Annotated in this window: 38 protein-coding genes and 3 tRNA genes; all 41 read right to left on the bottom strand. The window is 60.5% G+C overall.

Features of this window, described 5'->3' with window-relative positions; genetic code table 11:
• Nucleotides 1-17 precede the first annotated feature (17 nt).
• Nucleotides 18-401: a hypothetical protein gene (locus tag ACLRGI_RS05150; protein WP_223941827.1), complete on the bottom strand. Its 384-nt coding sequence runs from the start codon at nucleotides 399-401 to the stop codon at nucleotides 18-20.
• A gap of 53 nt (nucleotides 402-454) precedes the next feature.
• A complete protein-coding gene (locus ACLRGI_RS05145; protein WP_419200582.1) occupies nucleotides 455-793 on the bottom strand; it encodes a hypothetical protein in 339 nt (112 codons plus the stop codon).
• Between the two features lie 31 nt (nucleotides 794-824).
• A complete protein-coding gene (locus tag ACLRGI_RS05140) occupies nucleotides 825-998 on the bottom strand; it encodes a hypothetical protein (RefSeq protein WP_419200581.1) in 174 nt (57 codons plus the stop codon).
• 85 nt (nucleotides 999-1,083) lie between these two features.
• Complete coding sequence (locus tag ACLRGI_RS05135; protein ID WP_419200580.1) at nucleotides 1,084-1,752, bottom strand: hypothetical protein; 669 nt, start codon at nucleotides 1,750-1,752, stop codon at nucleotides 1,084-1,086.
• A gap of 53 nt (nucleotides 1,753-1,805) precedes the next feature.
• Entirely contained in the window at nucleotides 1,806-2,213 is a 408-nt protein-coding gene (locus tag ACLRGI_RS05130) for a hypothetical protein (protein ID WP_223941831.1), read from the bottom strand.
• Nucleotides 2,210-2,488, bottom strand: a complete 279-nt coding sequence (locus ACLRGI_RS05125) for a hypothetical protein (protein WP_419200579.1) — start codon at nucleotides 2,486-2,488, stop codon at nucleotides 2,210-2,212. Before ACLRGI_RS05125 ends, ACLRGI_RS05130 begins: the two co-directional genes overlap by 4 nt.
• Nucleotides 2,485-2,820: a hypothetical protein gene (locus tag ACLRGI_RS05120; protein WP_419200578.1), complete on the bottom strand. Its 336-nt coding sequence runs from the start codon at nucleotides 2,818-2,820 to the stop codon at nucleotides 2,485-2,487. Before ACLRGI_RS05120 ends, ACLRGI_RS05125 begins: the two co-directional genes overlap by 4 nt.
• A gap of 1 nt (nucleotide 2,821) precedes the next feature.
• Nucleotides 2,822-3,217: a hypothetical protein gene (locus tag ACLRGI_RS05115; protein ID WP_419200577.1), complete on the bottom strand. Its 396-nt coding sequence runs from the start codon at nucleotides 3,215-3,217 to the stop codon at nucleotides 2,822-2,824.
• Between the two features lie 2 nt (nucleotides 3,218-3,219).
• Entirely contained in the window at nucleotides 3,220-3,561 is a 342-nt protein-coding gene (locus ACLRGI_RS05110; protein WP_419200576.1) for a hypothetical protein, read from the bottom strand.
• Nucleotides 3,562-3,627: 66 nt separating this feature from the next.
• Complete coding sequence (locus tag ACLRGI_RS05105) at nucleotides 3,628-4,647, bottom strand: major capsid protein (protein ID WP_419200575.1); 1,020 nt, start codon at nucleotides 4,645-4,647, stop codon at nucleotides 3,628-3,630.
• A gap of 16 nt (nucleotides 4,648-4,663) precedes the next feature.
• Nucleotides 4,664-5,050, bottom strand: coding sequence for a hypothetical protein (locus tag ACLRGI_RS05100; protein ID WP_419200574.1), 387 nt, complete (start codon nucleotides 5,048-5,050; stop codon nucleotides 4,664-4,666).
• Between the two features lie 12 nt (nucleotides 5,051-5,062).
• Complete coding sequence (locus ACLRGI_RS05095; RefSeq protein ID WP_419200573.1) at nucleotides 5,063-5,698, bottom strand: hypothetical protein; 636 nt, start codon at nucleotides 5,696-5,698, stop codon at nucleotides 5,063-5,065.
• Nucleotides 5,699-5,767: 69 nt separating this feature from the next.
• The gene (locus tag ACLRGI_RS05090; RefSeq protein WP_419200572.1) at nucleotides 5,768-6,511 is read right to left on the bottom strand and encodes a VG15 protein; all 744 of its coding nucleotides are present in this window, start codon (nucleotides 6,509-6,511) and stop codon (nucleotides 5,768-5,770) included.
• A 2-nt stretch (nucleotides 6,512-6,513) separates the two neighbouring features.
• Nucleotides 6,514-7,944: a hypothetical protein gene (locus ACLRGI_RS05085; RefSeq protein ID WP_419200571.1), complete on the bottom strand. Its 1,431-nt coding sequence runs from the start codon at nucleotides 7,942-7,944 to the stop codon at nucleotides 6,514-6,516.
• A 12-nt stretch (nucleotides 7,945-7,956) separates the two neighbouring features.
• Nucleotides 7,957-9,267, bottom strand: a complete 1,311-nt coding sequence (locus ACLRGI_RS05080; protein ID WP_419200570.1) for a hypothetical protein — start codon at nucleotides 9,265-9,267, stop codon at nucleotides 7,957-7,959.
• Between the two features lie 208 nt (nucleotides 9,268-9,475).
• On the bottom strand, nucleotides 9,476-9,871 hold the full coding sequence (locus ACLRGI_RS05075) for a hypothetical protein (RefSeq protein ID WP_419200569.1): 396 nt from the start codon (nucleotides 9,869-9,871) through the stop codon (nucleotides 9,476-9,478).
• An 11-nt stretch (nucleotides 9,872-9,882) separates the two neighbouring features.
• Nucleotides 9,883-10,233 carry a hypothetical protein gene (locus ACLRGI_RS05070; RefSeq protein ID WP_419200568.1) on the bottom strand — a complete coding sequence of 117 codons (351 nt, stop codon included), beginning with the start codon at nucleotides 10,231-10,233 and terminating at the stop codon, nucleotides 9,883-9,885.
• A 15-nt stretch (nucleotides 10,234-10,248) separates the two neighbouring features.
• Nucleotides 10,249-10,539 carry a hypothetical protein gene (locus ACLRGI_RS05065; RefSeq protein ID WP_419200567.1) on the bottom strand — a complete coding sequence of 97 codons (291 nt, stop codon included), beginning with the start codon at nucleotides 10,537-10,539 and terminating at the stop codon, nucleotides 10,249-10,251.
• Nucleotides 10,540-11,797: 1,258 nt separating this feature from the next.
• A tRNA-Ser gene (locus ACLRGI_RS05060) sits at nucleotides 11,798-11,880 on the bottom strand.
• Nucleotides 11,881-11,954: 74 nt separating this feature from the next.
• Nucleotides 11,955-12,035: transfer RNA gene (locus tag ACLRGI_RS05055), tRNA-Ser, on the bottom strand.
• 91 nt (nucleotides 12,036-12,126) lie between these two features.
• Nucleotides 12,127-12,207, bottom strand: a tRNA-OTHER gene (locus ACLRGI_RS05050).
• A 215-nt stretch (nucleotides 12,208-12,422) separates the two neighbouring features.
• Nucleotides 12,423-12,926, bottom strand: a complete 504-nt coding sequence (locus ACLRGI_RS05045) for a hypothetical protein (RefSeq protein WP_419200566.1) — start codon at nucleotides 12,924-12,926, stop codon at nucleotides 12,423-12,425.
• A gap of 85 nt (nucleotides 12,927-13,011) precedes the next feature.
• Nucleotides 13,012-13,242, bottom strand: a complete 231-nt coding sequence (locus ACLRGI_RS05040) for a hypothetical protein (RefSeq protein WP_419200565.1) — start codon at nucleotides 13,240-13,242, stop codon at nucleotides 13,012-13,014.
• A 193-nt stretch (nucleotides 13,243-13,435) separates the two neighbouring features.
• On the bottom strand, nucleotides 13,436-13,861 hold the full coding sequence (locus tag ACLRGI_RS05035) for a hypothetical protein (RefSeq protein WP_419200564.1): 426 nt from the start codon (nucleotides 13,859-13,861) through the stop codon (nucleotides 13,436-13,438).
• The gene (locus tag ACLRGI_RS05030; protein WP_419200563.1) at nucleotides 13,858-14,085 is read right to left on the bottom strand and encodes a hypothetical protein; all 228 of its coding nucleotides are present in this window, start codon (nucleotides 14,083-14,085) and stop codon (nucleotides 13,858-13,860) included. The genes ACLRGI_RS05035 and ACLRGI_RS05030 overlap by 4 nt, the downstream gene beginning before the upstream one ends.
• Nucleotides 14,069-14,419 (bottom strand): hypothetical protein, encoded by a 351-nt coding sequence (locus ACLRGI_RS05025; protein ID WP_419200562.1) that lies wholly within the window; start codon nucleotides 14,417-14,419, stop codon nucleotides 14,069-14,071. Before ACLRGI_RS05025 ends, ACLRGI_RS05030 begins: the two co-directional genes overlap by 17 nt.
• On the bottom strand, nucleotides 14,419-14,583 hold the full coding sequence (locus tag ACLRGI_RS05020; protein ID WP_419200561.1) for a hypothetical protein: 165 nt from the start codon (nucleotides 14,581-14,583) through the stop codon (nucleotides 14,419-14,421). Before ACLRGI_RS05020 ends, ACLRGI_RS05025 begins: the two co-directional genes overlap by 1 nt.
• Before the next feature lie 2 nt (nucleotides 14,584-14,585).
• Nucleotides 14,586-15,080, bottom strand: coding sequence for a nucleoside triphosphate pyrophosphohydrolase family protein (locus ACLRGI_RS05015; RefSeq protein ID WP_419200560.1), 495 nt, complete (start codon nucleotides 15,078-15,080; stop codon nucleotides 14,586-14,588).
• The gene (locus ACLRGI_RS05010) at nucleotides 15,077-15,463 is read right to left on the bottom strand and encodes a hypothetical protein (protein ID WP_419200559.1); all 387 of its coding nucleotides are present in this window, start codon (nucleotides 15,461-15,463) and stop codon (nucleotides 15,077-15,079) included. Before ACLRGI_RS05010 ends, ACLRGI_RS05015 begins: the two co-directional genes overlap by 4 nt.
• Nucleotides 15,453-15,647, bottom strand: a complete 195-nt coding sequence (locus tag ACLRGI_RS05005; RefSeq protein WP_419200558.1) for a hypothetical protein — start codon at nucleotides 15,645-15,647, stop codon at nucleotides 15,453-15,455. Before ACLRGI_RS05005 ends, ACLRGI_RS05010 begins: the two co-directional genes overlap by 11 nt.
• Nucleotides 15,644-15,952 (bottom strand): hypothetical protein, encoded by a 309-nt coding sequence (locus ACLRGI_RS05000; protein WP_419200557.1) that lies wholly within the window; start codon nucleotides 15,950-15,952, stop codon nucleotides 15,644-15,646. The genes ACLRGI_RS05005 and ACLRGI_RS05000 overlap by 4 nt, the downstream gene beginning before the upstream one ends.
• Nucleotides 15,949-16,365, bottom strand: coding sequence for a DUF3310 domain-containing protein (locus ACLRGI_RS04995; protein WP_419200556.1), 417 nt, complete (start codon nucleotides 16,363-16,365; stop codon nucleotides 15,949-15,951). The genes ACLRGI_RS05000 and ACLRGI_RS04995 overlap by 4 nt, the downstream gene beginning before the upstream one ends.
• On the bottom strand, nucleotides 16,362-16,541 hold the full coding sequence (locus ACLRGI_RS04990; RefSeq protein ID WP_419200555.1) for a hypothetical protein: 180 nt from the start codon (nucleotides 16,539-16,541) through the stop codon (nucleotides 16,362-16,364). The genes ACLRGI_RS04995 and ACLRGI_RS04990 overlap by 4 nt, the downstream gene beginning before the upstream one ends.
• Complete coding sequence (locus ACLRGI_RS04985) at nucleotides 16,538-17,179, bottom strand: hypothetical protein (RefSeq protein WP_419200554.1); 642 nt, start codon at nucleotides 17,177-17,179, stop codon at nucleotides 16,538-16,540. Before ACLRGI_RS04985 ends, ACLRGI_RS04990 begins: the two co-directional genes overlap by 4 nt.
• Nucleotides 17,176-17,433 carry a hypothetical protein gene (locus ACLRGI_RS04980; RefSeq protein WP_419200553.1) on the bottom strand — a complete coding sequence of 86 codons (258 nt, stop codon included), beginning with the start codon at nucleotides 17,431-17,433 and terminating at the stop codon, nucleotides 17,176-17,178. Before ACLRGI_RS04980 ends, ACLRGI_RS04985 begins: the two co-directional genes overlap by 4 nt.
• Nucleotides 17,430-17,801, bottom strand: coding sequence for a hypothetical protein (locus ACLRGI_RS04975; RefSeq protein ID WP_419200552.1), 372 nt, complete (start codon nucleotides 17,799-17,801; stop codon nucleotides 17,430-17,432). Before ACLRGI_RS04975 ends, ACLRGI_RS04980 begins: the two co-directional genes overlap by 4 nt.
• A gap of 230 nt (nucleotides 17,802-18,031) precedes the next feature.
• Nucleotides 18,032-18,445, bottom strand: a complete 414-nt coding sequence (locus tag ACLRGI_RS04970) for a hypothetical protein (protein ID WP_419200551.1) — start codon at nucleotides 18,443-18,445, stop codon at nucleotides 18,032-18,034.
• 40 nt (nucleotides 18,446-18,485) lie between these two features.
• Nucleotides 18,486-20,024, bottom strand: a complete 1,539-nt coding sequence (locus ACLRGI_RS04965) for a DNA cytosine methyltransferase (RefSeq protein WP_419200550.1) — start codon at nucleotides 20,022-20,024, stop codon at nucleotides 18,486-18,488.
• The gene (locus ACLRGI_RS04960) at nucleotides 20,021-20,446 is read right to left on the bottom strand and encodes a hypothetical protein (RefSeq protein ID WP_419200549.1); all 426 of its coding nucleotides are present in this window, start codon (nucleotides 20,444-20,446) and stop codon (nucleotides 20,021-20,023) included. Before ACLRGI_RS04960 ends, ACLRGI_RS04965 begins: the two co-directional genes overlap by 4 nt.
• A complete protein-coding gene (locus ACLRGI_RS04955; protein WP_419200548.1) occupies nucleotides 20,443-20,697 on the bottom strand; it encodes a hypothetical protein in 255 nt (84 codons plus the stop codon). The genes ACLRGI_RS04960 and ACLRGI_RS04955 overlap by 4 nt, the downstream gene beginning before the upstream one ends.
• Nucleotides 20,697-21,773, bottom strand: coding sequence for a DNA polymerase III subunit beta (gene dnaN, locus ACLRGI_RS04950; RefSeq protein ID WP_419200547.1), 1,077 nt, complete (start codon nucleotides 21,771-21,773; stop codon nucleotides 20,697-20,699). Before dnaN ends, ACLRGI_RS04955 begins: the two co-directional genes overlap by 1 nt.
• Nucleotides 21,774-21,921 lie beyond the last annotated feature (148 nt).

The following is a 21,921-nucleotide window of genomic DNA, read 5'->3' as shown; positions in this document are numbered from 1 at the left end:
ATACCTCGAATCTCTATTCAGATGTCTGTGGCGTCAAAGCCGAACTGGCCTATAAAGTCCTCAGTCCATTGCCTGTCAAGGTCCGCTAGGGCCCGGTCAATCTCAGTTCGTGGTCCGGGGAACGGGGCCTCTTCGGAAGGCTTGCCACCGGCCACCGCTATGGATGTTTGGCGCAGGCTCTTGACCGCGTGAAGGATTTCCCGGAGAAGATGTGCGTTCAGGTCAAACTCGGAAACGCGAGGCGCCCACTCGCCCTTAGGCTTCGGCTGCGAGGCGATGTGCTGCGCGTACTCTTTGTCGTTGACTATTGCCTCGTTGAGCCTGCAAGCGCTGGGCAGCATGTCGATCAGATCGAGCAATGCCACCCAGCGCCCGTTGGCGTACCACTCCGCAAGATCCACGCCCGGATACTCATGTGCGAGATCGGCGCGGATCTGCGGGCGGAAACGCTCTATCAGCCCTCGGAGGCGTTGCCTTCCCCCGCGGTGCCGTAAATGTCCTCGTAGTACCGGATCGCTCGGCGCATCACGGTCGAGAGCTCAATCACCGAGAGCTTCTCAGCCTTCAGCGCATCGGCATCTTCCATGGATAGCCACGTACGGATTACCTTCCAGTTCGTGGCGTTCTGGTTCAGACGGCCGAAGATGCTCTCAGCTTCCGTGGACTCCATTGCATAGAGGTCCGGGAAGGTGATGACCTTCGAGTTCGACAGTCCTACCTTGAGGACCTCGGCTTTGGTGATTTCCTTACGGACGCCGGCAATTGAAAACTGGATGTTCGGGGTGTCAGTCATTTCTTGTTACCTCCGGGTGGTGGTGGTTGGGTTACTTGGCAGGCTTGGGGGAAGGGGCGGGCGGCTCGACGCGGGCGGCATCCGTTTCGCGGACGGCAGCGGTGCGGGCCTTCTGTTCGGTGAAGCCCTCGGCGCGCAACCGGGCGGCTTCGCCTGGCACGGACGTCTCGACAGCAAAACCCTCTTTGTTGGTAAAACGGGGCATGTCACGCTCCTAAGATCACGGGTGGGAAAAGGTTTGAAGCGGGCCGCACCATCACCACCCGGAAAGATGGCGCGGCCCGCGGTCATTACGGGGTTTCCGGCGTGAAACCCGTGACGGTCTTGTGCTTCACAGCACCCGTACCGCCCATGTAGTGCCGGACCGGAGTTCCGATCTCGGTGTCAGTGAAGACATCGAGGGTGACCGGGGCAGTTACCGGGTCACTGGAGCCCCACGTCTGGGAGTCGGTGGAAGCGAGCTTGACGATCCCGTAGCCGCGGCCAAGGATCCAGTTCTCGGCGGCGGGACCATCAGAGCCGATGATCAGCAGGCGGTATTCCTGACCAACGGGAAGCTCCGGCTCGTCAAAGACAACCTCGCCGGTCGTCCCGTCCTGCGTGGTCGCGGTCAGGTCCGTGCCGTAGGTAAGTTCCAGCATGTGCCGGCGGCCGGTCTCCAACGGGGTGAAGGTGATGGAGCGGGCGACCTCGGTAACGTCCGAGCGTGCAGGCCCGGCGTAACCGAACGCGCTCACGTCCTCCTTGGACACGTCACGGCCGAATTGGTAGCCGTCAGGCGTGACCATTCCGACGGGCAGCCAGCCGGCCACCTTGAGGTCAATCAATGCACCTACACCCGTAAAGAGCGAATCGGGCAGATCAACGGTCGTGGGAGCCAGGAAAGCAACAGCCTTCTGAATCTTCCGAATAAGCGCGCGCTCGTCAGCATCCTGGCGGATAGTGTCAAAAGTTGGCATGGCAAATAACCCCTTTCAAGGGCTCAGGTTTTTGGTGAATCCCCATCGGGGGTCTAGTTGATGGGCCTTGAGGTAATCAGAAGGGTCGCCAAGGCCCGATTCAGGGTGTCCGACTGATACGGCACGTCATCTGGGGTGCCGTCGCAGGTGATGCTGTCGAAATATCCGGAAGGAGTTTCGATGTCTTCGCCGCAAACAAGCGCCACGATCGACTCAAGAACGTTCACGGCTTGCTCGCCAGGTGCGTACACCTCAACCGTTCGACGCTCGACCCTGTCGATGTAACCCTGAGTACCGCCACTTCCGTAGATGTGAGCGATAGGAAACGGGCCCTGCAGAGATCCGCGCTCATCCGCCTGCAGGTGGTAGAAGGCCAAGACGGTTGCGCCGTCGTGGACACTCCCATCAATCAGGTCGAAGAGGCCAGCCTTTGAATCAGGAAAAACGAGGGCATCGCTCATTTACGCCTCACCTTCATGGCCGCCGCGACGCGTAAAAGAACGCCATCACGCCAGTCACGCCAGTGAGCTTCAGACTCGCGAACCACAGCGCCAGCGCGCCTTTCGTTGGCCCAGCCTGCCGTAACCGTCGTACTCTCCGCCTCATAGGTGGAGTCGCCAACAGCGTTCGCATTGCCGGCCATTCGCTTGGCCGCTTCCAGCGTTGCCGCGCCCATCTCCGGAGACTGGGCAAGCTTGCGGAGGCCGAAGTCGTCAGCTTTGTACTTGACGCTCATCCAGCCTCCAACCCAACCTCGACACCAATCGGCCATTCCTTTGGTCGGCCGTCCACGGACCAATCACCCGACATGCGAGCGCCATCCGGAACCCGGATGCGGTCAGTCGTTCGGAAACGGAAGTCAGGATCAGGATCCCGATAGAGGTACACCTCGGAAGCAGAGACATCCGACTGGTCAACGGGGTCATTCATCAGCCGTGGACCGATCAAGCAATCCTTGAGCGGGATCTCTTCATCCGGCCGCGGGTTCCCCTTCGGGTCACGGCCGCCATTGCGAAGAACAACGACGTCCACCCGCCAGGACTTCGGGAACCTCTTCACGATGCCCATGTCAGCCTCCCGGGTGAATCGTCCAAGCCTTGGCCTTCGGCCTGGACCTGCCCAGCAGCCGCTTATCAGCAGCTGTCAGGTACAGAGCATCGTCAGGGTTGGCTATCTTGCCGCCCATAGTGAACGGGCCGGCCCCTACTTGGAACGACTCGGTACCGGCCGGCGGCGCGTTCTCGTCCCGAGGTTCCAAAGCGCGCTTGACCATACGGTTCACAACAAGCTTCGGAACATCGCTGTCGAGTGAGCCGCCAGCGATCCGGGCGTCAAGATCGGGATATAGGCCTCGAACTTCAACAGACGCTTCGTGAAGCTTCTGCCGGGCTTCCGCCTCGTCCTCAGCAGGGAGCGCCGACCAGTGTTCTTTCAGATCCTCAAGGGATGCGTAGTCGGCGGCCACAATTACTGCTTCCGAGCTCGGCCGCGACGTGCAGGAGCAGGTGCGGTGAAGTCGGGTACGTCAGATGCGTCCGCAGCTTCATCGGACGATTCCGAATCACCATCGTCAGCGGCGTCAGAGTCGGCACTGTCCGAACCGGAATCTTCCTGTTCACCTTCGTCGGCCGCCAGCGTCTCAGGCACGCCAGTGAAGCCGGGAACATCAGGTGCGTCCGCAGCTTCGGGTTCAAGAACATGCTGGCCGACCTGATCGATCGCCCATTCAGGAACTTCGTCGCCAGGCGCAAAGTTCGCCGGCTGGTATTCGGGATTCATGAGAGCGACGTGCGTAGAGAATTTCGGCATTGTCGATCCTTTCGCTCAGGGATGGAGGATGGGGCGCAGCCGAGGCCACGCCCCATCAGGTCATGCTCAGAGGACCTTGGCCGCCAGAGACAGGTTGGCGTTGGCCAGCACCGGAAGAGCGATGGCGTCAGACTCGACCGTGGCAATGTGCGGGATCGAGGTTGCCTTGTGGGCTCCCACGACAACGCCCGGCTGCTCCACGTCGGCCAGCTCGTAATCGGACTCCTGTGAGGTCAGGGTCTGCCCCCAGAAGGTGCCACCCAGTTCGGAGTCGCCTTCCATCGGATTGACCGGAGCCGGAAGCAGGAGCAGCTTGTCGTCAGACAGCACGCGGCCGCCGGAGGTCCGCCGGTCGTAGACCGTGATCGGGGGCAGATCGGCGGCGACGAGGTAGTCGCGGACCTCGCTGGCGATGGCCGGACGAGTTGCGCCACCCACGAGCGTGGTCTTGAACTGGTCACCAGCTGCCAGCGCGGTCATTACTCGCCCAGAAGTGACGATTGCGCCGGGGGCCTGCCCGTCGTTGGTTGCCTTGTATGTGGCGACCAGCGTCTGCAGGTAGGTGAGCCGGTCAACGGAGGATGTGGACCACAGGGACCCTGCGGTCAGGGTGTGGCCCGCGGTGCGACCGAAGTCGTCATCGAAGATCACGTTGCCCTGGTTTACGGTTGCCTTGCCGGTTTCCAGTACGGTGCCACGCAGCCGCTCGATGCGGTCAGCGATTGCTCGTGCCACGTTACGGGCTTCCTTGAGGATGCTGTTGCGCAGCACCTCTTCGGAGGCGTTGCGGGCGCGAAGCTGGTCGTACTCGGAGATGATGCGCTTCTGACCGAGGGGCAGCATTTCCAAGGTGACGCGCTGACCCGTGATGCCGCCAGCGATCTCCGGCTCAGCATCGAAAGCGCGGAAGGACGCTTCAGCGACGAGACCGGCCTGGCCCTTCACGAAACGAACAGTGATGTCGTTCACGAAGGTGTTGGGCAGCCATGGGGCGAGGGAGGCCTGGTTTACTTCCAGATCCTCAAGGGCCGTGCGGACGTAGCCGGTCAGCTCGGCGGGAGTGATGAGATCAGTCCAAAGTGCCATGAGTCATCCCCCTTTCTTAGACGAAGACGATGGTGGTAGCGGAAAGCTTTGCCGCGGCGGCAGGCTTCGTGAACGCGATCGGCAGGTTCGCGGTCTTTACCCGACCGTGGTCGTAAAGCGGCACGGGGAAGTCGGTCGTGCCAACGACCTTCTGATCCGTGAGCACGAATCCGGCCAAGATGCCAGCACCTGTCACGGTGGCCTCATTGGAGTCGTAAGGAACGAGAAGGCCAGCCACTTTCGCGACGGCGGTGCCAGAACGGATGTAACCGTCGGGGTAGTGGGTGCCGGCAGTAAATGCGCCAACGTCAAGCTGTTCGGTCCGAGCGTTGTTAATCGCGTGTTCGGAGCCGACCCAGGACATGTTGCCGCTGCCGAAAGATTCGGTAGTCAGACGAGGCATGGTGAGCCCTTTCTAGGAGGTTTTCTTGTGCTTCTGCTCGTAGAGCTCACGGCCAGCCGCGAGCGAGCCTCCAGCAGCGTTGCCGCCGCCGGAGCGGTTGCCCGATGGAGGCACCGGGTCATTCTTTGGAGCTTTCCCCTCAGCAGCGGCCGCGAGCTCTGCGATGGCCTTTGCAGACTCGGCATAACTGTTCGCGTCCGTGCCGTGCACGAGGTGCTGGTACTTTTTCGGCACAGAGTGTTCTGCGATCGCGACAAGGCGAGCGTTGGTCTTTTCCAACTCTGTGGCCCGGTCGGCGTTGGCCTTCGCTTCGCGTTGCGCCTTCTCAATGTCGGAAAGTTTCGCCGCCTCAATGTCATCGAGGTCTTTCTGAAGCTTGGCGGCCTTGGCCGCTTCCGCATCAGCACGAGCACGCTCCGCTTTGAGTGCTTTCAAGCCCTCAGCGCGCAGAGGTTCGTCACCTTCGTTTCCGTCCGGCTCGCCCGGCGTGGGATCGGTGACGGGGGCTGCTGGCACCGGAGTCTGCGGATCCGCATCAGGATTGACGCGCATAACGGCGTCACCGAACTGTGCCCGGCGGTACGCGAACAGGGCCTTCAGCCCGCCCGGAGCGGTGATGTCAATGCCGTGGGGGAATGGTTTGCTCAAGGGAAATGCTCCTTCGTGAATGCCGCATCGCACGGCGAATAACCCTGCCCGCGTCGCACGGAAGGGAACTTAGTGGGGGTGGACTCCGTCAGTGACGAAGTTCGGGAACTCGCGGCGCATGGCAGCAGCTATAGCCTTCATGTCCGGTGAGTCAGCCGAGTCGCGGGCGACCTGGTACATGTCATAGAAGTCATCAGGCAGGTAGCCCGGCGGGTAATCATCGCCAGCGCGCAGCGGGACCGCCTGGCAGTCGCAGTCGCCGTGGTAGTCCTCGCCGTCCTCGCGAATCGTGGCGGAGGACTCGGAGAAGTAGACGGCGTCCCGGGAAGCGAGGATGAGGCACCACGAGCATGTGGTGGCACCAGTTGGAACCCGCGCCCAGGCGACGCCTTCACGGTCGGCATTCCACGCAACCGTGTTTCGCCCGAACTGCTTGACGTATTTGTCACTGGCCATCGACATGCCTGAGAGTGCAGATTCAGGGTTCGGGGTCCACAGCTTCCCAGCAAAGAACCGGACCGTGTCCTCAACCTGCTCCGCAACAACCGCCGGCGTCGGAGGCAGGGCAGCTGCAAACCGGCCCGCCTCACCAGCCTCAGCCAGCAGATCGTCGTACCACTCCATAGCGAGAGCGGCAGCAATCTGCCCATACTCGGCCACCAGAACAGGGACGAACTCCAACAAGGCATCGCGAGCGGCTTCAGGACGGGACATGTTCAACGTCGCGAAGAACGCAGCCAACTCATTGGTTGCCAGCTTTGACAGCCCTGAGCTCGCCGCCCGGAAGGCCTCGATGGACTCGCGCGCGACCACGGCTAGGCGTCCTGCGTCTCGCCAGGCTGACTGAACACCGGTGTAGCCGAGGACCTAGCCGCAGCTACCAAGGCGCTGAGCTTATTGCCCGCTTCCTTCTTAGCCCGGTGGTTGTTCATGCGCTCGATTTGCCGTTTCTCCAAACCGTAGACCTCCATAGCCACCTCGGGGTCGCCGTCCGGGAAGGTCTGTGTGAACTTCAAACCGGCGTCAGCCTGAGCAGCCTTCGACGTCGTGCCCGGATCCATGAAGTGCGCGGACAGGCCCCGAAGCTCTGCTTCCATGGCAGGCGTCCATTCGCCGTACCTCACAGCCAAGACGTTCCGGGCCAAGTCGACACGGGACATGCCGATGCTCGGCAACTCGGCCTCAACGACCGATACAAGGTCTGCTTCGTTCGCCCGGATGGCGTCAGCCGATGATGGATTGTCATGGATGATGCCGAGATAGCCCACAGGGATGGACGTTTCACTCGACACCATCAAGCCGATGCCCTTGAGCATCTCGCCGTGCGGCTGGAAAGTCGCCTGCGACAACTGCTGCAGAGTCGGCTTGACCAGATCGCCAGTTTCCTCATCTCGCGTGTTGGGGAGTGCCCACACGCCGCCGATCAAGGCGTCCAAAGGCGAAATGCGCTTACCGTCCGCGTCAAGGAAGTGCTCTTCCTCGGCGCCCAGCAGGGCCCGTTGAGGTGCGCCGTAGAACTCGGCGTTGACCTCTTGCCGCAACATCGTGCGCACAGCCATGTCCGTGAAGCCCATCAGCGGGCGTGTGATGCGGGAGTACCCAAAGGGCCGCTCGAGTGAACGCCCCCAAACGTAAGGGGTGCAGGTGACACGATTCGGCACACCAACGTAGACCTTCGTAACGAGCCACTCGTTCTTGAGGTACTGAAGCCTCAAAGTCTCGCCCGGCAGGTAAAGAAGGGCTTCCCACCGGCCAACCAACTCCAGAGCCTGTGTGACACGGTTCGTTCGTGTGTCGATCTCGGCCGTTGCTTCCAGTGCGGTCCGGGCGGCCACGATGATCTCAGGCTCGCCAGCGGCTTCATCGCCAGGTGTCACAAAGACGAATGACACCGAATGCTGAAGTGAAGCCTCAATTGCCATGCGCTCGACGGCAGCAAAGTAGTTCTCGCCAAAAATCTCTTCAAGCTCGCTGAGCATCTTGGACTGGCGAGGGAGGGTGAAGCCGTCCGGCCGAACCCTGCGGGACGGAACCTTCACGGCCTTGTTCGGCCAGCCCAGAACGACAGCGAAGTCCCTCATATGCGGAGGGATCGAAAACCCGATCTTGTCCAGCCGCTTCTTCGAATCGTTGTACGACGTCCGCAGTTGGTTCCGGTCGCGCTTCTTCCGGATCAGGCGGAGCATGCGCTGAAACGCAAGAGACTCCAACTCTGTCAGGGGGCGGGCTACGTCAAGTGAAGCCAAGCAGGCCACCTCCTAGAAAACGATCGCGCCGCGCTTCTTCGGAGAAGACTTGAGGATACGGCGAGCAAACTTTTTTGCGCCGAAGTGCGCGCACGTGACTGCAACTGTCGGGGCGAGGTCAGCGTCCAAGGTGTCCTTGTTCCACTTGAACGAGCCTGGGCGATTCTTGATCGGATCCTTGACGACGTGCTTGGCAGAGTTATCAAGGTGTTCCTGCCCGAAATGCCGGATCGCAGGGTGCTTCTCAACAGCTTCGTACACTCCTGCGCACGCTTGCGTGTACTCGCTGGAACTGAGAATGAAGACCTTCATTTTCTTGGCCTTCAGTAGTGGCTCCAGCAGGTCCCGGCACGGCGACAGAGCATCGATGACGATCGGGATGCGGCGCTTGGCGCGCTCCCACAACCACTCCACCAGCGCCGTTGTCCCGCGCTCATCAAAAGGCGCATCAGCAGCCAACTCAAGGTAAATGTCGTCGTCATCCGTGAACTGCGAGACGCCGATGGAGACCTTCGTGCGCTCCGGGTTCATGTCGACGCCATACGAAGCGATCTGCCACTCAGGATCCGGATCATCGATCGCCAGGTCATCCCACTTTGTGAATGCCTTCTTGCCAGTCTCTGTCGGCGTCGGCCACATATTCAGACGCTCACGAGCGTAAGACCGCGGAGAGAACTCGTTGAGCTCATCCTCGATCGTCTCCATGGAAATGCGAATACCGAGGGCAGGGTTCGCGTCAGCGGCGTTATGGAGGTCCCGGACAAACGCGGCAAGCTCGGCTTCGTCCATTTTGTCGACGTCGCCGCGGGCGGAGTGCTCCACCCATGCTGCACGCTTGTTCTTGCCAGTCACAGCGTTATTCCGCACACGAACAAACGGTTCGCCGCGCTCGGACAGATCCTTCGGCGGGGTGCCCATGAAGATCGTCACGGGATCGCCGCCAGGCGCAGCTGAGATCGTCGGCTTGAGAGCTTCCTGCTCGTCTTCTTCGTACTCCTGAGCCTCATCAATGACAAGGACGTCGAAGGAGCTACCACGGCCGGCGCCACCGGTGCGGGCGCCAAGCTCAATCATGCCGCCGTTACTCAGCACGATCGCTTCCTGGCCATTGGTTTTACGGATCTCAACGACCAATGCGTTCAGTTCCGGGAATGGCGCGTTCGGGTCGTTGACCTTCTGCCCAAAGAATTGAAGCAGGCGCTTGAACGCCTTCCGGGCCGACGTCAGCAAATGCGACGTGTGGAGGATTTTCAGGCCCAATTCCACGAGCATGTATAGCTCGACAGCTTCAAGGCCGCCGTTCTTGCCGTTCTGCCGCGGCACCGAGACGCCCCAAGTTCCAGCGCACCATTTTCCGGTCGTGGTTGTCCGCAGCCATGCCCGGACTACCTTCTCCTGCCACTCGTCAAGGACTAGGCCATAACCAGCGGCCAAGTCGATAGCGGCATCGGCGTGATCGCAAGAATATCCGCGAGGCTTAGGAGCGATGTAGAAGCGCGCGTCCTGTGAACCCTTCAACACACACCACCGATCAGGCCTTCTTCAAATTGCGGGCCCTTATCCGGTCGAGCGGGGTGACGCCGGCGGGCACGGGCTTAGCCGATGCAGGCTTCGCGGCAGCGTCGGGCGGGGATAGCTTCGTAAGGATCGTGGCCAGAGCAATAGCTTGCTGCCGGGCCTCCGCCAACGGGGCCGCAAACTTGACCTCAACGTTGATGTTGCGATCTTCGCCGTCGTCCTCAAAGGCATGAAGCCGGAATTGCATCAAATTCAGAACACCCTTGCCCTGAATGATGTTGTCGAGCTCGTCCAGGCGATCAGCGGTTCGGGCAGCCTCAAGAGCCAGAGCGTTCCGGGCAACGTCAGTGCCCGACAATGCCTTCCACACCTCAAGACCACGCTCACCAAGGCCAGCGGGAGCATCCATGGCGCCTCCGATCAGTAACCGGCGAGAGTGCCGTCCTTGCTCGCGGCAAGGCAGGGGCGGAGATGATCATCGACGAACTGACGCCGCGTACCAATCGGCACGTAACAGCGGTCCAGGCTCCAGCCGCGCAGACGATTCAAATTCATGGACTGGGAAAGGAACGTCAAAGTTCCGCCGCCAGGGAAAGTCAACGCTTCACGGCCGAGAGCCCGAATGATTTCCGCGACGACACCAAGCTCGGGATATGCCCGCATGAAATCCTCAAAAAGCACCCGTTCAGCTGTGGCGGTCTCTGCAAAGATCGCCACATGTCCGCCGTCAACAGCGGCAAGCAGCGCATCGGCAGCCAAAGACTTCGACATGATCACTAGGGACTCCTAAACTCGCGAAGGCCAGGACCAATGCCCGAGCTTCGGCTCTTCGCTGAATGGGTACAGGTGACCGAGATTGGCGGACCCGATAGGTTCCTCACGTTCAGGCCACAGGATTTTGAGCCTGACAACCATGGACCGATCCGCATAGTCCTCGCCGATGCCGGACATCTCGTACCACTGGTCATTGCAGAGCTGCGGGTCCACTTCAGTAATGATCGCGGCAACGTCTTGCGACAATGGATGCTCATGTCCGTGAAAATGGACGACCCTGCCCACGCTCGGCTGCTGGCTCATGATTTCTCCTAGGTAAGTTGAGCCGCGCCGCCCACGAGAGCAAAGGGCTCTCAAGCAAGCAGCGCGGCAGTCGAAATGCTGGTGAGGCCAACGAAAAACAGCCATGTGCGTCCAGTGGGAGAGCTCGGGGGGATATTTTTGCCCTATGCCAGAGGGAGGGCGCGGCCCGGGGGTGGGAGGGGATACCCGCCACCCCCGGTTTGGGGTTCAAACGCCCAGGACAAGGTCCATTTGGGTTTTTATTGCTTCGTCTGTGAGTCGTTCATCGCCTCGGACCGCGTTGCACCATCGGTGGGCGGTTCGCAGGTTGTTTGGCGTGTGGTCAGGCTTTGATGTGGATGACTTGGGCTTGACGTGATCGAGCGATGGAGCAAGCGGACTGTTCGCATGCGCATCTCGATCTATCGGATGCTGACATATCTTGCAGGTCCATGCATCACGTTCATAGATGGAGTGTCGATCGCGATCTGATATCCATCGTCCTCTGTTCCATTCGCCTGTCTTCTCGAAGTACGAGCGTGCCCACTTGGCATAGCGTTCGCTATGGGCAGCGGTACATGGTGCGCATCGGCATCCGTACCGGTACTTGCTTGCGGTGCCATGTGTGACCTTGGGTGGAGGTGTTGGTGTTCCATAGCGCTTGAACTTGCGGTAGTGGTTCTCGCAGTAGGTCAAGCGGATCTTCCCTGCACGCGAGCATTGGTCTACTGAGCATGTGTTCGCGGGCAAGGAGCTTCACCACCTTCGGCTGGTCTTGAGTGGCTTTGGCGGCTGGAGTGCGAGGACCTTCGCGTGACCCGGTGGCTTATTGCCGCGCTTGGCATTGCAGAGTCGGTGAGCAAGTCGGCAATTGGAGCGTTCGAAGGGTGAGCCGCCTTTGGACACCGGGATGATCTCGTCTATCTCGGGCGAGCCCGGCAGGCCGTGAGGGAGCGTCTTGTCCACCAAGAGGCCGCATAGCCAGCAGTGGGTTTCTTCCCTGAGGACCCTCGCCCTGAGCTTGTTGCGCATTGCGCTGTTTGCTCTGCGTGGGTTATTGGAAGCCATCTTGCGGGCCTCCCTAAGTGTTATCCGGTGTCGTAGCAGGGGCGCTTGGGATGGAAGAAAGGACATCCCTGGGCGTCGTTGCGTCCTGCGCTTCCTTGGGTCCTTGCACGCTGTGACAGCCTTTGGCGTGGTTGGTGGCTTTGACTGCGACACCGGAAGTGTTTCCCCGCTCGCCCTGCTCGCGCATGTTTGTTGGTCAGGGGCGGGGTAGCGGAAGATGCAGGGATCGAACCTGCTGGGCCTTTCGGCCGTACCTCTTTAGCAAAGAGGCTGCTCACCATTCGCTTATCTTCCAGAGTGCCAACATGGCCCAGAGTCGAACTGGGGTGCCATACCGCTCACATGTTGGCTTGTGCGCACGCGGCTCGCGGAAGTCACAGGAGTCGAACCCGCTGCCGTTTTACCGGCCACTGTTTTCAAGACAGCTTCCCACCGTTGGGGTAACTTCCAAGTGAAGGAGCATGGCGGGCTGCTGACCGAGCCATTCAACCGGGGTGCGTAAGACGTCGCCCGGCACCACTCATTGGCCATGCTCATTCGTGGGAGCAGCTGGAATCGAACCAACCGTGGACTGGTTTACAGCCAGCCCTGGCACCTTGCCTCTTCTACTCCCATGCTCCCTTGGTGCTCATGTACACCGTGGGACGCTATTTAGTTGGTGGCGCGTCTCTCGACATGGCCGTGGTCCGCTGCAGGCGCACCAGCTGAGATAGGGCCTCCTGGGGGTTGGTTTGCCTATCCGAGGGCATGAAAAAAGCCGGTCGCTTTTGCGATCCGGCTTGTTTTGGGTACGTCACTTACCCCTCAGTGAGTCACTTTAACACAACCTTGCGGTCTCATGCGCGGCTTTCTTCACGGCGTGTTTCGTACCAAGCGTCAAGCACCTCGTGAGGGTGATAGGTGGGTGATGGCTTGGATTCGACGGCCCTGATTTTGCCTCTGGCCACCCAGTTGCGTATGTCCTTTCCGGTGAGTGTGATTTGGGCGTTGAGGCGTAGCCAAGGGACGAGTTTGCGGGTTGGCATAGGTGGCGCAATGTCCTTGATGCGTTCCCGGTTCGCCGAATGGTTTACCGGCGGTTCCTCTGGGCCGCTGACGAGTAGTTCTGCTTTGGTGACCCAGTCTTGTATGAGCCAGGCCAGCCCGGCCGCCCGCGAGTCGTGAGCGTAGGCCTCAGCGCTTCGTCCGACGCTCTTGAGGTTCTCCTGCAGTTGGAGGGCGTCGAGATTGATTGGTGCTGCGCTGCCGGGTTTGCCGCCGGCGTTCCATCCTGCGTTGGCGGGTCTGACTTGGTCCCGTTTGGCGATGGTGATGCCTAGGGCCTGAATGAGTACGGGCACTTTATCCAGCCATGCTTGCAGGTCTCGGATGCACTGCTTGCAGAGGTATTTGTTGCTGTGGTTTGGGCAGTCCTCTGTGGTGCATTCATTGCTCAATGGTGGCCTCCGGTTCTTCCCATATTTCGTATGCTTCGGTGGCGAGGACGAGTGTTCTGTCATCCTCGTCGTTGTTCCAGAAGCCGACTCGGCGGCCGTGGTAGAAGTACACGTCGTGGGCTTGGATGGTTCGCGGTTCGGCGTGCTTGCTTTCTTTGAAGTGGAAGGTCCGAACCTTTTCGGGTTGGTCGGGTTCTGGGTCCTTCCCGTGGAAGGTCATGGTTTGCCTCCGTTATGGACGAGAGGCTTGCCCGATGAGTTGAGGCGCATGGACAGGATGCGCATGACGGTCGACCGTCCTCCGCGCCTCGGCCAGCTGATGGTGTCGCCGGCGCATAATCGTTCCAAGACTTCTTCCTGCCAAGGCGTGAGTTCGACCCCTAGCCTCGCTGCGAGCTGTTGAGGGCTGAGGCTCACAAGTTGCCTCCTAGTTCCTTTACAGCGTGTGCGGGCAATGGCGCGAAGTATTCTTCGACATCGAGGATGCCGAGTTCAGATGGGTGCGGGTCGTGGACGAGATTTCCGGAGCGGTCAACGATCACGGCATGGTGGAAGTCTCCACGTGGGGATGGCCCGACGCCGATGAAGAGTTCCAGACCGGGCGGTATGTGCTGGGCATTTCGCCATTTCCTGAGGCTGAGCTGATGCCTTTCCCAGACGTAGTTGTATGTTTCGCCCCACCAGTCTTCGAGGGCCACGAAGTGCGGGACACTCTCGTAGTCGTCGACGTCGAGTAGTGAGGCGATGCATGCTTTCCAGCAGTCGCCTGGGATGCCGTTTGCGTCGTGTCCGTCGCCGCGGGCTGGGTCGGCCAGGATGCGTTGTTTGTGCGGTTTCATGGTTTGCCTCCTAGGAGTTCGGTGGGTGCGGGCATTCCGGTGAGTTCGGCGTAGACGGCCATGAGTCCGAGTGCTGCAGCTTTGAGGTGCAGGTGGGCCTCTGGTGTGAGTCTTGGTTCGAGGTCGCGGACGAGTTCGACGTTGGCTTTCATGGTCCGGAATGCTTTGGCGACGTCGGGGTCTTGCTTGGCTGGGTGGCCGCCTGGCTTACGTTTTGCGGCCACGTGGTTTCCGTCCGTTGTGGATGAGTTGGCGTTTCGGCGGGAAGTGAGTCGGCCAGTGCCCGTAGAGCAGCCGGAGCGCGGCCAATCGTTCTCGCTTCGCTCGTCGTGTTTTGGGCGGGATGCAGGTGAATGTGAGCGTTGTTCCGATGACGGGCACCGATGTCCTGATGGTTTGCCCGTTCCATGTGTTGATTTCCTCGGGGCCGTCTTCGAATGAGATGGGCCCGGCTGCACCCAGCTCCTGCCACTGGTCGAAAGTGAGGATGTCGGTTCCTGCGGGGGCGAAGTACACCTTGCCTGGCATGAGCGGGCCGCCTTTATCGAGTGGGCCCATCAGCGTTCTCCTTCGTCGTAGATGTAGTTGGTTTGGAGTGATTGGACGGCTTTTTTGGTGCTGTATTTTTCGATGGCTTTCCAGAGGGCCCGGAACATGTGGTCGCTCTTGCCTTCTTTGGGTTGGCAGTCGATCGTGATGATGATCTTCCGGAGCTTGCCCACGCTTAGAACTTCTTCCCGTGCTTGTGGGGGCGGGACGTGTTGAAGATGATCTTTTCGACGATGATCGCCGCGCCGTCGATGTTGTTGCGGTAGAAGTAGTCGAAGCCTCGGATGATGCCGTCGGCGATTTCGGACGGGACGCCTTCGGGCTTGCGGGGCTTGCCCGCATTATCGGCCTCGATCAGTTCACGGGCCCGATCGACGCCGACCTCCGCGACGAGTGAACCGGGAAGCTGGAGTTCGGGGTAGTAGGTTTCGTCGGCGGCGCGGCCGTGGCGGATCTCGTCGTGGGCTTCGACGGCTTCGGACACGATGAGCATTTGAAGGTTGGCCTGGTAGCAGCGTTCGGCGTTGATGAAGGCGACGTCGCCGCGTTCGCCAGGCACGAAGTCGGCGCGGTCCGGGCGGTCGCCGTGGAAACCTTTCGCTTCATTGTTTTCGCCGATGGTCTTCTGAAGTTCGCGCAGGGCTTCGATGGTGCTGGCTGAGATGGTCATGGTGTCTCCTGGGTGGTTTCGTAGTGGTCGCGATTGCCGTTGATGAGGGCGACGAGTTCGCCGAGGGTGAGGGTCACCCATTGGTCTTGCGCTTGGCCTTTGCCGTGGCGTTTGTGGATGATGAGGCCGGCGAGGGCGTCGTCGTTGCCGCGTTCGGTTTCTGCTTCGGTTGCCCACGGGCCGAGCGCCAGCTTCATGGTGTTTTTGCATTCGAGGACTATGCGTTGGCCGAGGTGTCGGAGTCCGCCAATGTCGCCTCGGTCGTTGTTGCCGTTCTTGGCCCGCCGCTCGATTCGGTCGTCAACCCATTTGGCGAGGTAGTTGGCGATGAGTGTTTCGAACGATGATCCGGCTTTCTTGGCGGATGCCCGGTTACGTGTCACGAGGTTCCTCCCATGATGCGGTGATGGTCAGAGTTCGACGTCCTGGCCCGTCCTTGGCGTCCGTGATCGTTACGTCAGCGTCGGCCGGGACGGAGTTGATCAGTACAGGCAGGAGGTTCGCGATCGGGCCGCGCATGAAGTGCATGGACGGCTCAGGGCGGAGCGGTGGCCGGTATGTGCTCATCGTCCGCCCCATTTCCGGCGGTCGCGCAGGAGGCTGGGATCGTGCGGGACGTTGGGCGGGGTGGCCAGAGCGTCAGTGAGCGGTTTAAGGGCGGATGCGATGGTGTCCACGAAGGCGTTGGCCATCTCTGTTAGCGACTCCGCGAAGATGCCCAGAGCGTCAGCCATTGGCTTCGTGGCGTGCTCGATTGTTCCCTCGTGGGCTTGCTGCTGTTCGATTGCTCGAAAGTGGTCCGGGTGGGCTGCCAGGACCCTGCAGAGTTCGCAGGTATAGACCCATCGGGCTTTGCCTTCCTTGCGAATCATTCGCCGGCTTCCAATCGCTGAATCTTCCGGCCAAGGTAGAAGTGAGCCTTTTTATGGTCCTGAAGCGTCGCGCCCTTCTTGCCTGCCCGGGCGATGTACTTGAGGACGTTGAACAGGTACGCGTCCTTATCGAATCCCCACGCTTCGGCGACTTTGATGACCTCGTACGGGTCATCCGCTCCGCCGTAATGCGCGGGGTGGTTCACCGGATCATCAGCCACCGTCGGATGCTCGGCCAGGATCAGCTCCTGAGTGCCGAAATGGATGACCGTGTCGCTGGTATCGAAGATGACCCCGAATGGCAGCTTGTAACCTCGGATTGAGCTAATTTCGCGAACGTGGCCAACTCTGTCGAAATAGCTGCTGGTCTGCTCGATGACGCGGACAGGATCGCCGATCTTGAATTTGCTCATCGCTTGGCTCCGGCCCATGTGGCAGTCAGTGTGAAGTATCCGGGGTCGCGCTGATCCCCGCGTGTTTCGGTCAGGGCCACGGTTGCGTCTTTGGGAACCTCTGCGAGGAAGTCAGCCAAGTCGCCAGCTTTGAGCTGGCCCTGCAGTTGGACGCTTGCCGAGTTTCGGATGTTCATTTCTCTCCTTGAATGAGTGAAGCCGCCCCGGTTGGGACGGCTTCTTCGTTTTCTGTAGCTCTTGGTTGGTGGAGTGGGCATGGTGCGAGTTGGCCGCAGGCTTGGCATTGCTGGAAGTAGCCTCGACCTTGCTCCCACCGGTGGAGCGTCCGGACGTCCCGGTGAAGCGGTTCTCGATATGCGGTGCGCTGGACCGCCGCGGTGAGGCCTGCGATGAAGTCCAGTCGGAGTGGGTCCGGTTGGAGCTCGACGGCTTGCACTTTGATGCGGAGCTTTTCGCCGGCCTTCACGATCAGTCCCCATCCCTCAGGGAGTTCGCCGTCCTTGACGATGGATGCGTCTGACACGACGAGCCACCAGAAGTTGCAGTACCGCTTGATCCTCTCGGCCTTGGCAAGGTCCCGGAGTTCGGTCAGCCAGTCGGAGCGCGACACCTTGACCTCGTGGCCATGCATTGCCTGGGAACTGCTGTACTTGTCGATGGCGATGAAGTCCGCCACGCTCACGGTTTGCCGGTAGTCCTGCGAGGATCGGACATGTTCAGCGCGCACCCAGCGATCGGCGATCGTTCCCCGGCGCTCAGTGTTGTATCGCGCCAGCAAGAGGTTGAGCATGTCGCGCTCAGTGACAGCACTCATTCGACTTCGCTCTCGACGTCATCTCTCGGGGTGAGTTCGTCGTGGATGGCTTGCAGCACTGCGATGAGGGCTTCGAGGTCGGAAGCGTCGATTACTTCTTTCAGAACCTTCTTCAGTCCAGGCGCGTGGGATGCGTGATCGACGCTCACCTGTGGCCGCATGCCAGGAGCCAGCAGCAGTTCGCCGCGGAATGGTGAGGCGTGGAATGTCGACTTCTTGGTGACCTCGTGCTTGGCCGTGATCTTGGGGCTCATTCTTCGTTCTCGCTTTCTGGTTCGTGGTGGCGGCCAATACGGTCGCGTGGCCGGATGCCTGCTTTGACATCGGCCCAACATGAGGCGCAGTTGTGTGCGTCTTTGCCGATGTGGTCTTCGCATGGTGGTGGTTTCGGCAGGGAAGCGCGGACGGCTTCGGGCCAGAATCTGTGGTCAGTGAAGATGCCGCCAGGGGTATCGACTTTCGGGTCGCGTGCTGCGTTTACTGCGGCCAACGCGAGGTCCCGAAATGTGCCCGGGTGCTGGGCATTGCGTTCAAGGACTTTCATCATTGACGGGATGCTCCACTTGGGCCTGAGCTCGTGGAGGATGTTGGCCAGCGCCGTGGCCTGGCTCTCGGTGATCAAGGCTGATTCCTTCCTTCAATCAAATGTCCCGGCGGCTCGCGTTACTTAGGTGACGATTGATTGAGAACTTTCACCATTCCTTCTCTCAAGAACCTCAAACACAGGAGAGATAGGCACTCAGGTGAGTAGGTATATAGGTGTTGGTGTTGGTGCTTACTTTTCGCTTACAAAGTGCTTACAGATTCGTTACGCCTGCTTATAAGCACCCGCTTACAAAGTGCTTAGAGTGCTTACCCGAATTCGGCCTTGCACAGGTCGCACCCTTCCTTGATTTCGCCGCGGTCCACGTGCCACCGTTTGTGCGCTGATCGCTTCCCGCCTTCCTTGCCGGATTCCCGCTTCTCCTGGATGCGTGCTTCGATCTCAGCCCTTGACGGTTGGTGACTGAGGTAGTCGTGCATTTCGAAGGTGTTGGGATCCTTGGTGCTATTGACCCAGCCGCCGGCGATGAGTGCTTTTGCGACGGCTGGGCCTTTGGCGTTGAGGACGTGTTTGGCTACGGCGCCGTCAGTGCGGAACTCGTTGCAGTGGCCCCAGAGTTCGAGCAGGTGGATGCGCGTCTTGTCGTTGGGCAGCCCGGTCCACTTCGGATGACGGAAAAGCTCATTGGTGACGGTGAAGTACGGGCGGGTGTCCTTCGACAATTGGGGCTCCTTTCTTGGCTCTGAGTGCAGTGGGCGCGGGTCACGCTGCGACGCCGAGTGATTCGGCTGCGATCATGCCGAGGTCTCGTGCGTTGGGTGGGCAGACGGCGTTTCCGGCCTGCTTGACCATTTCCCGTTTGGTTCCGGTCATCTGGTATTCCTTCGGGAATGCCATGCCCCAGGTGACTTCGTGGGGTTCGAGCATCCGGAAGGTGCAGTCTTCGACGGCTGGTGGTTTCATTCCCATGAGGGCGTGGTGGTTTCCGTTGGCCGCGAACGTATCGAGCGGGTCGTAGACGTCCTTCGGTGCGTTCTGCCCGCGGAGCGTGATCATGGCGTAGCGGTCCACCGTTGTGAGGGTGCCGATCGGCTTATCCATGCCCTGCGGCTTGCTAGAACCGTAGTAAGGCATGAGCAATGACTGATGCCCGGCCGTCGTCAGAGTACGCATGGGCTCGTGCACGGGAGTGGTCATCTCAGATCCGTCTCCGCGACTCGAGTTGTTCCGCATCAGGTAGGCGTCCGGGATGGACAGGAAGCCAGTCTCGTTGCGCGTGGTCTGCGTACGCATTGCCTGAGCGACGTCCTGCGCTTCCTTGCCCGTCCGACCTTCCACGGGAACCAGCAGGCCTCGTGTGTAACTGGTGGTCTGAGTCCGGTGCGGTTCGTAGTCCACAGGGGTGAGGATCTGCGCTCCGCGGACAGCATCAACGGACAGCCGGGCCGGGCCGTACTTCGCGAGTCCGGCCCGGATCCGGGCCATGGTTTTCTCCGCCAACGGCTTGTCACGATCACCGATTCGCTGCCCTTCGATGGACCAGTCGATAGCCTCTGACGCGGGCAGCCATCCAGGCTCGACAATGCGGTTCCGGCAGGACACCTTCGGGCAGCGGTAGTTGTACTGGGCACGGTACCTGCCCCAGCGCTCGTTGGGCTTCTTGAAGACCTGCAGGGCCCGGACTGTCTCATCGCATGATGGGCAGTATGCGAGCGGGCGCAGCTTGTCGAAGTCGGGCTTCGCGTTGCCTTGCTTCCAGAACATGACGTACATGCGGTCGCGGGACTGCGGGGCAGGTAGGCCGCCAAGCTGGGCGTGCATGCTGTTCATGTAGACGATGTGGTGGTCGTAGCCGAGTGACTTCATGGCCAGCAGCCAGGCATCGAACATGAGCCACTTGGCGGCATCAACTACGTTCTCGGTGATGATGATCTTGTAGTCGTGGATTTCAGCGAACCTCGGCACATCCCACATGGTGGCGCGGGACTTGATTGCCGCTTCGTCAGGCAGTTTCTCGCCGAAGAGTGCGGTCTGCCGCGTGACTCGTTTCTTGCCCTTCGCCACACTGTGGTTGGTGCACTCCGGCGATGCCCAAAGCATGTCCGTGGTCGAGATGAACTCCGGGTCCACCTGCTGGATGTCCGCGCAGACGTGGTCAACCTCGGGGTGGTTGGTGTTGTGGGTCTCGATCGCACGGGCCCAGTGATTCATGGCCGTCTTGACCTGAATACCCGGGACATTGGAAAGGCCGGTGGATGATCCACCGGCCCCGCAAAACATGTCTGTAACTGTGATCGTCATTTCGTGTCCCTCTGAGCAAGTTTGTGCTTGGCGTCCTCGATGATTTCGTCGACGTCCAGGCCGCGTTCGTCGGCCCATTCCAAGAGCGATTCGTAGAAGTACTCGCCGTCGAACTTTCCTTCAAGCTCGTTGGCGAGTTGGTCGGCCCATGCTTGGTTGTAGCCTTCTATTTCGCGGAGGAAGTCCACGATCACGGCATCCAATAGGAAAGCGAAGAGGTGCATGTTGCTGCGCAGGATGCCCTGCGTTTTTGCGGATTCGTCCTTTTCGCCTAGCGGAGGGTTAGTCCCAAGGAAATATTGGAATTGGGAGATCGCCTCGGTGATGCTCTGCTTGATCTTTATGTCTGCCGTCGTGACCGGCTCCGGAAATTCGGCGGGCAGCATTTCCTGCCCTTCCAAGGGTTGAACTGTCTCGGTCATGGCGTCATCCTGAATTCGTCGCTGAGTAGGCCGCACGGTTCGTACGGGCAGTTCGCCCACAGCGTCAGGCCGTGGGCTTGGTCGTGCCAGTCCGAGAACGTCTGCAAGTCATCAGCGAAGTCTCGTTCTTCGTCGGCTGGGCAGTCGTCCTCGTGGTGATAGCCGTTGTCTTCCAGCACGCTGGCGTCAATATCGACATCGACGCTCACTGACGTGTAGAAGGGCTTAATCTTCTTCGCTGCGGCGGCCATTAGAGGCGCACCGGCATGATGAGGTGTGACAGGGAATCGTGCCCGGTGATCAGCACTGGCATGGTGCGCTTCTCTTGGAAGCCGAGCGTGATGTTCTCCGATGGCGTGACGGCTAGCGCCCAGCCGAGGTATGCGGGATTCACCGCGACGATGACGTCGGTTCCGTTGACCTCGCACGGCAGAGTTTCCTGCCCTTGAGCGGCCTCGCCCGTGCCGGCGTCGACGGTCATCTCGGACCCGGATGCCGTGATGCGGATCGGGGTGTTTCGTTCAGCGACTAGGCCAACGCGAGATACGACGTCAGAAAGCTCGGCTCGGTCGACAGTGATCTCCGTTTCCGTGGACTTGGGGAACAGTGTGCGGATCTTGGGGAAGTCCTGGTCAAGCACGGTCGATGTGATGGCGCGGTTCCCTGATCGGACGCCGACGTTGTTGCCGTCGTTGAGGATCTGTGTTTCGCCGGCGAGGCCCTTTGCTGCATCTCGGAGCCATGTCGCCCGGACGAGAGCCTCGAACCCATCACCTGCAGGTGTCCATGGGATGACGACTTCGGCAAGGCGGTATCGGTCGGTGGCCAGCAGGACAAGTTCGTTGCCGTCGCTGATGATCTTGACACCCATGAGCGCCGGCACCGCGGCGTCGGTAGATGCAGCGTCGATGATCTGCGCGACGGCTGCGGCGAGCACGTCGCCGTCGACGGTTCCAGCGGACTGGGGGAGCGGGGGCATCGGCGGGAAGTCGGCAACGCTCATTGATCCGATGGTGAAGACGGCGGATCCGGCAGTGAGCTTGGCTGCGTTACCTTCCACTTCAACGGTGACTGTCTTCTTGCCGAACTTCTTGATGATGTCTGTGAACATCTTGCCGGGCAGCAGGGCGTTCCCGTCGCGCTCGACGTCGGCGGCTGCTTGCGTGCGGGCGGACTTGTCGTAGTCAAAACCGCTGATGCGCAGAGTGCCGGCGGCGGCCTCGATCAGGAGGCCGGACAGGATCGGGTTGGCCGGGCGCGGGCTGATGCCCTTGGCTGCAAATGCGGCGGCGTCGGCCAGGGCGTTAGCGGGGATGGTGAATTTCATGAGTGTTTGCCTTCTTCTCTTCGTTGTTTGGCTGGATGGAGCCGCTCCCAGGCGTGCACTTCTGCGGCGGCGAGGGCGAGTCCGAGCGGGCCGCCCCAGATGGGTTCGGGGAGCGGCTTAGGTCTTCTTTTGGGCGGCAGAAGCGTCT

Source organism: Paenarthrobacter sp. PPS72, from assembly GCF_048537125.1.
Taxonomy (GTDB): Bacteria; Actinomycetota; Actinomycetes; order Actinomycetales; family Micrococcaceae; genus Arthrobacter; species Arthrobacter nitroguajacolicus_E.
This window is presented reverse-complemented; position numbering and strand designations above follow the sequence as displayed.

Coding starts and splice junctions, on each gene's coding strand:
- ACLRGI_RS05145 (WP_419200582.1), bottom strand. CDS start 793: ATGACTGACACCCCGAACATCCAGTTTTCAATTGCCGGCGTCCGTAAG.
- ACLRGI_RS05140 (WP_419200581.1), bottom strand. CDS start 998: ATGCCCCGTTTTACCAACAAAGAGGGTTTTGCTGTCGAGACGTCCGTG.
- ACLRGI_RS05135 (WP_419200580.1), bottom strand. CDS start 1,752: ATGCCAACTTTTGACACTATCCGCCAGGATGCTGACGAGCGCGCGCTT.
- ACLRGI_RS05130 (WP_223941831.1), bottom strand. CDS start 2,213: ATGAGCGATGCCCTCGTTTTTCCTGATTCAAAGGCTGGCCTCTTCGAC.
- ACLRGI_RS05125 (WP_419200579.1), bottom strand. CDS start 2,488: ATGAGCGTCAAGTACAAAGCTGACGACTTCGGCCTCCGCAAGCTTGCC.
- ACLRGI_RS05120 (WP_419200578.1), bottom strand. CDS start 2,820: ATGGGCATCGTGAAGAGGTTCCCGAAGTCCTGGCGGGTGGACGTCGTT.
- ACLRGI_RS05110 (WP_419200576.1), bottom strand. CDS start 3,561: ATGCCGAAATTCTCTACGCACGTCGCTCTCATGAATCCCGAATACCAG.
- ACLRGI_RS05105 (WP_419200575.1), bottom strand. CDS start 4,647: ATGGCACTTTGGACTGATCTCATCACTCCCGCCGAGCTGACCGGCTAC.
- ACLRGI_RS05100 (WP_419200574.1), bottom strand. CDS start 5,050: ATGCCTCGTCTGACTACCGAATCTTTCGGCAGCGGCAACATGTCCTGG.
- ACLRGI_RS05075 (WP_419200569.1), bottom strand. CDS start 9,871: ATGGATGCTCCCGCTGGCCTTGGTGAGCGTGGTCTTGAGGTGTGGAAG.
- ACLRGI_RS05070 (WP_419200568.1), bottom strand. CDS start 10,233: ATGTCGAAGTCTTTGGCTGCCGATGCGCTGCTTGCCGCTGTTGACGGC.
- ACLRGI_RS05065 (WP_419200567.1), bottom strand. CDS start 10,539: ATGAGCCAGCAGCCGAGCGTGGGCAGGGTCGTCCATTTTCACGGACAT.
- ACLRGI_RS05040 (WP_419200565.1), bottom strand. CDS start 13,242: ATGACCTTCCACGGGAAGGACCCAGAACCCGACCAACCCGAAAAGGTT.
- ACLRGI_RS05035 (WP_419200564.1), bottom strand. CDS start 13,861: ATGAAACCGCACAAACAACGCATCCTGGCCGACCCAGCCCGCGGCGAC.
- ACLRGI_RS05025 (WP_419200562.1), bottom strand. CDS start 14,419: ATGGGCCCACTCGATAAAGGCGGCCCGCTCATGCCAGGCAAGGTGTAC.
- ACLRGI_RS05015 (WP_419200560.1), bottom strand. CDS start 15,080: ATGACCATCTCAGCCAGCACCATCGAAGCCCTGCGCGAACTTCAGAAG.
- ACLRGI_RS05005 (WP_419200558.1), bottom strand. CDS start 15,647: ATGAGCACATACCGGCCACCGCTCCGCCCTGAGCCGTCCATGCACTTC.
- ACLRGI_RS05000 (WP_419200557.1), bottom strand. CDS start 15,952: ATGATTCGCAAGGAAGGCAAAGCCCGATGGGTCTATACCTGCGAACTC.
- ACLRGI_RS04995 (WP_419200556.1), bottom strand. CDS start 16,365: ATGAGCAAATTCAAGATCGGCGATCCTGTCCGCGTCATCGAGCAGACC.
- ACLRGI_RS04990 (WP_419200555.1), bottom strand. CDS start 16,541: ATGAACATCCGAAACTCGGCAAGCGTCCAACTGCAGGGCCAGCTCAAA.
- ACLRGI_RS04985 (WP_419200554.1), bottom strand. CDS start 17,179: ATGAGTGCTGTCACTGAGCGCGACATGCTCAACCTCTTGCTGGCGCGA.
- ACLRGI_RS04980 (WP_419200553.1), bottom strand. CDS start 17,433: ATGAGCCCCAAGATCACGGCCAAGCACGAGGTCACCAAGAAGTCGACA.
- ACLRGI_RS04965 (WP_419200550.1), bottom strand. CDS start 20,024: ATGACGATCACAGTTACAGACATGTTTTGCGGGGCCGGTGGATCATCC.
- ACLRGI_RS04960 (WP_419200549.1), bottom strand. CDS start 20,446: ATGACCGAGACAGTTCAACCCTTGGAAGGGCAGGAAATGCTGCCCGCC.
- ACLRGI_RS04955 (WP_419200548.1), bottom strand. CDS start 20,697: ATGGCCGCCGCAGCGAAGAAGATTAAGCCCTTCTACACGTCAGTGAGC.
- dnaN (WP_419200547.1), bottom strand. CDS start 21,773: ATGAAATTCACCATCCCCGCTAACGCCCTGGCCGACGCCGCCGCATTT.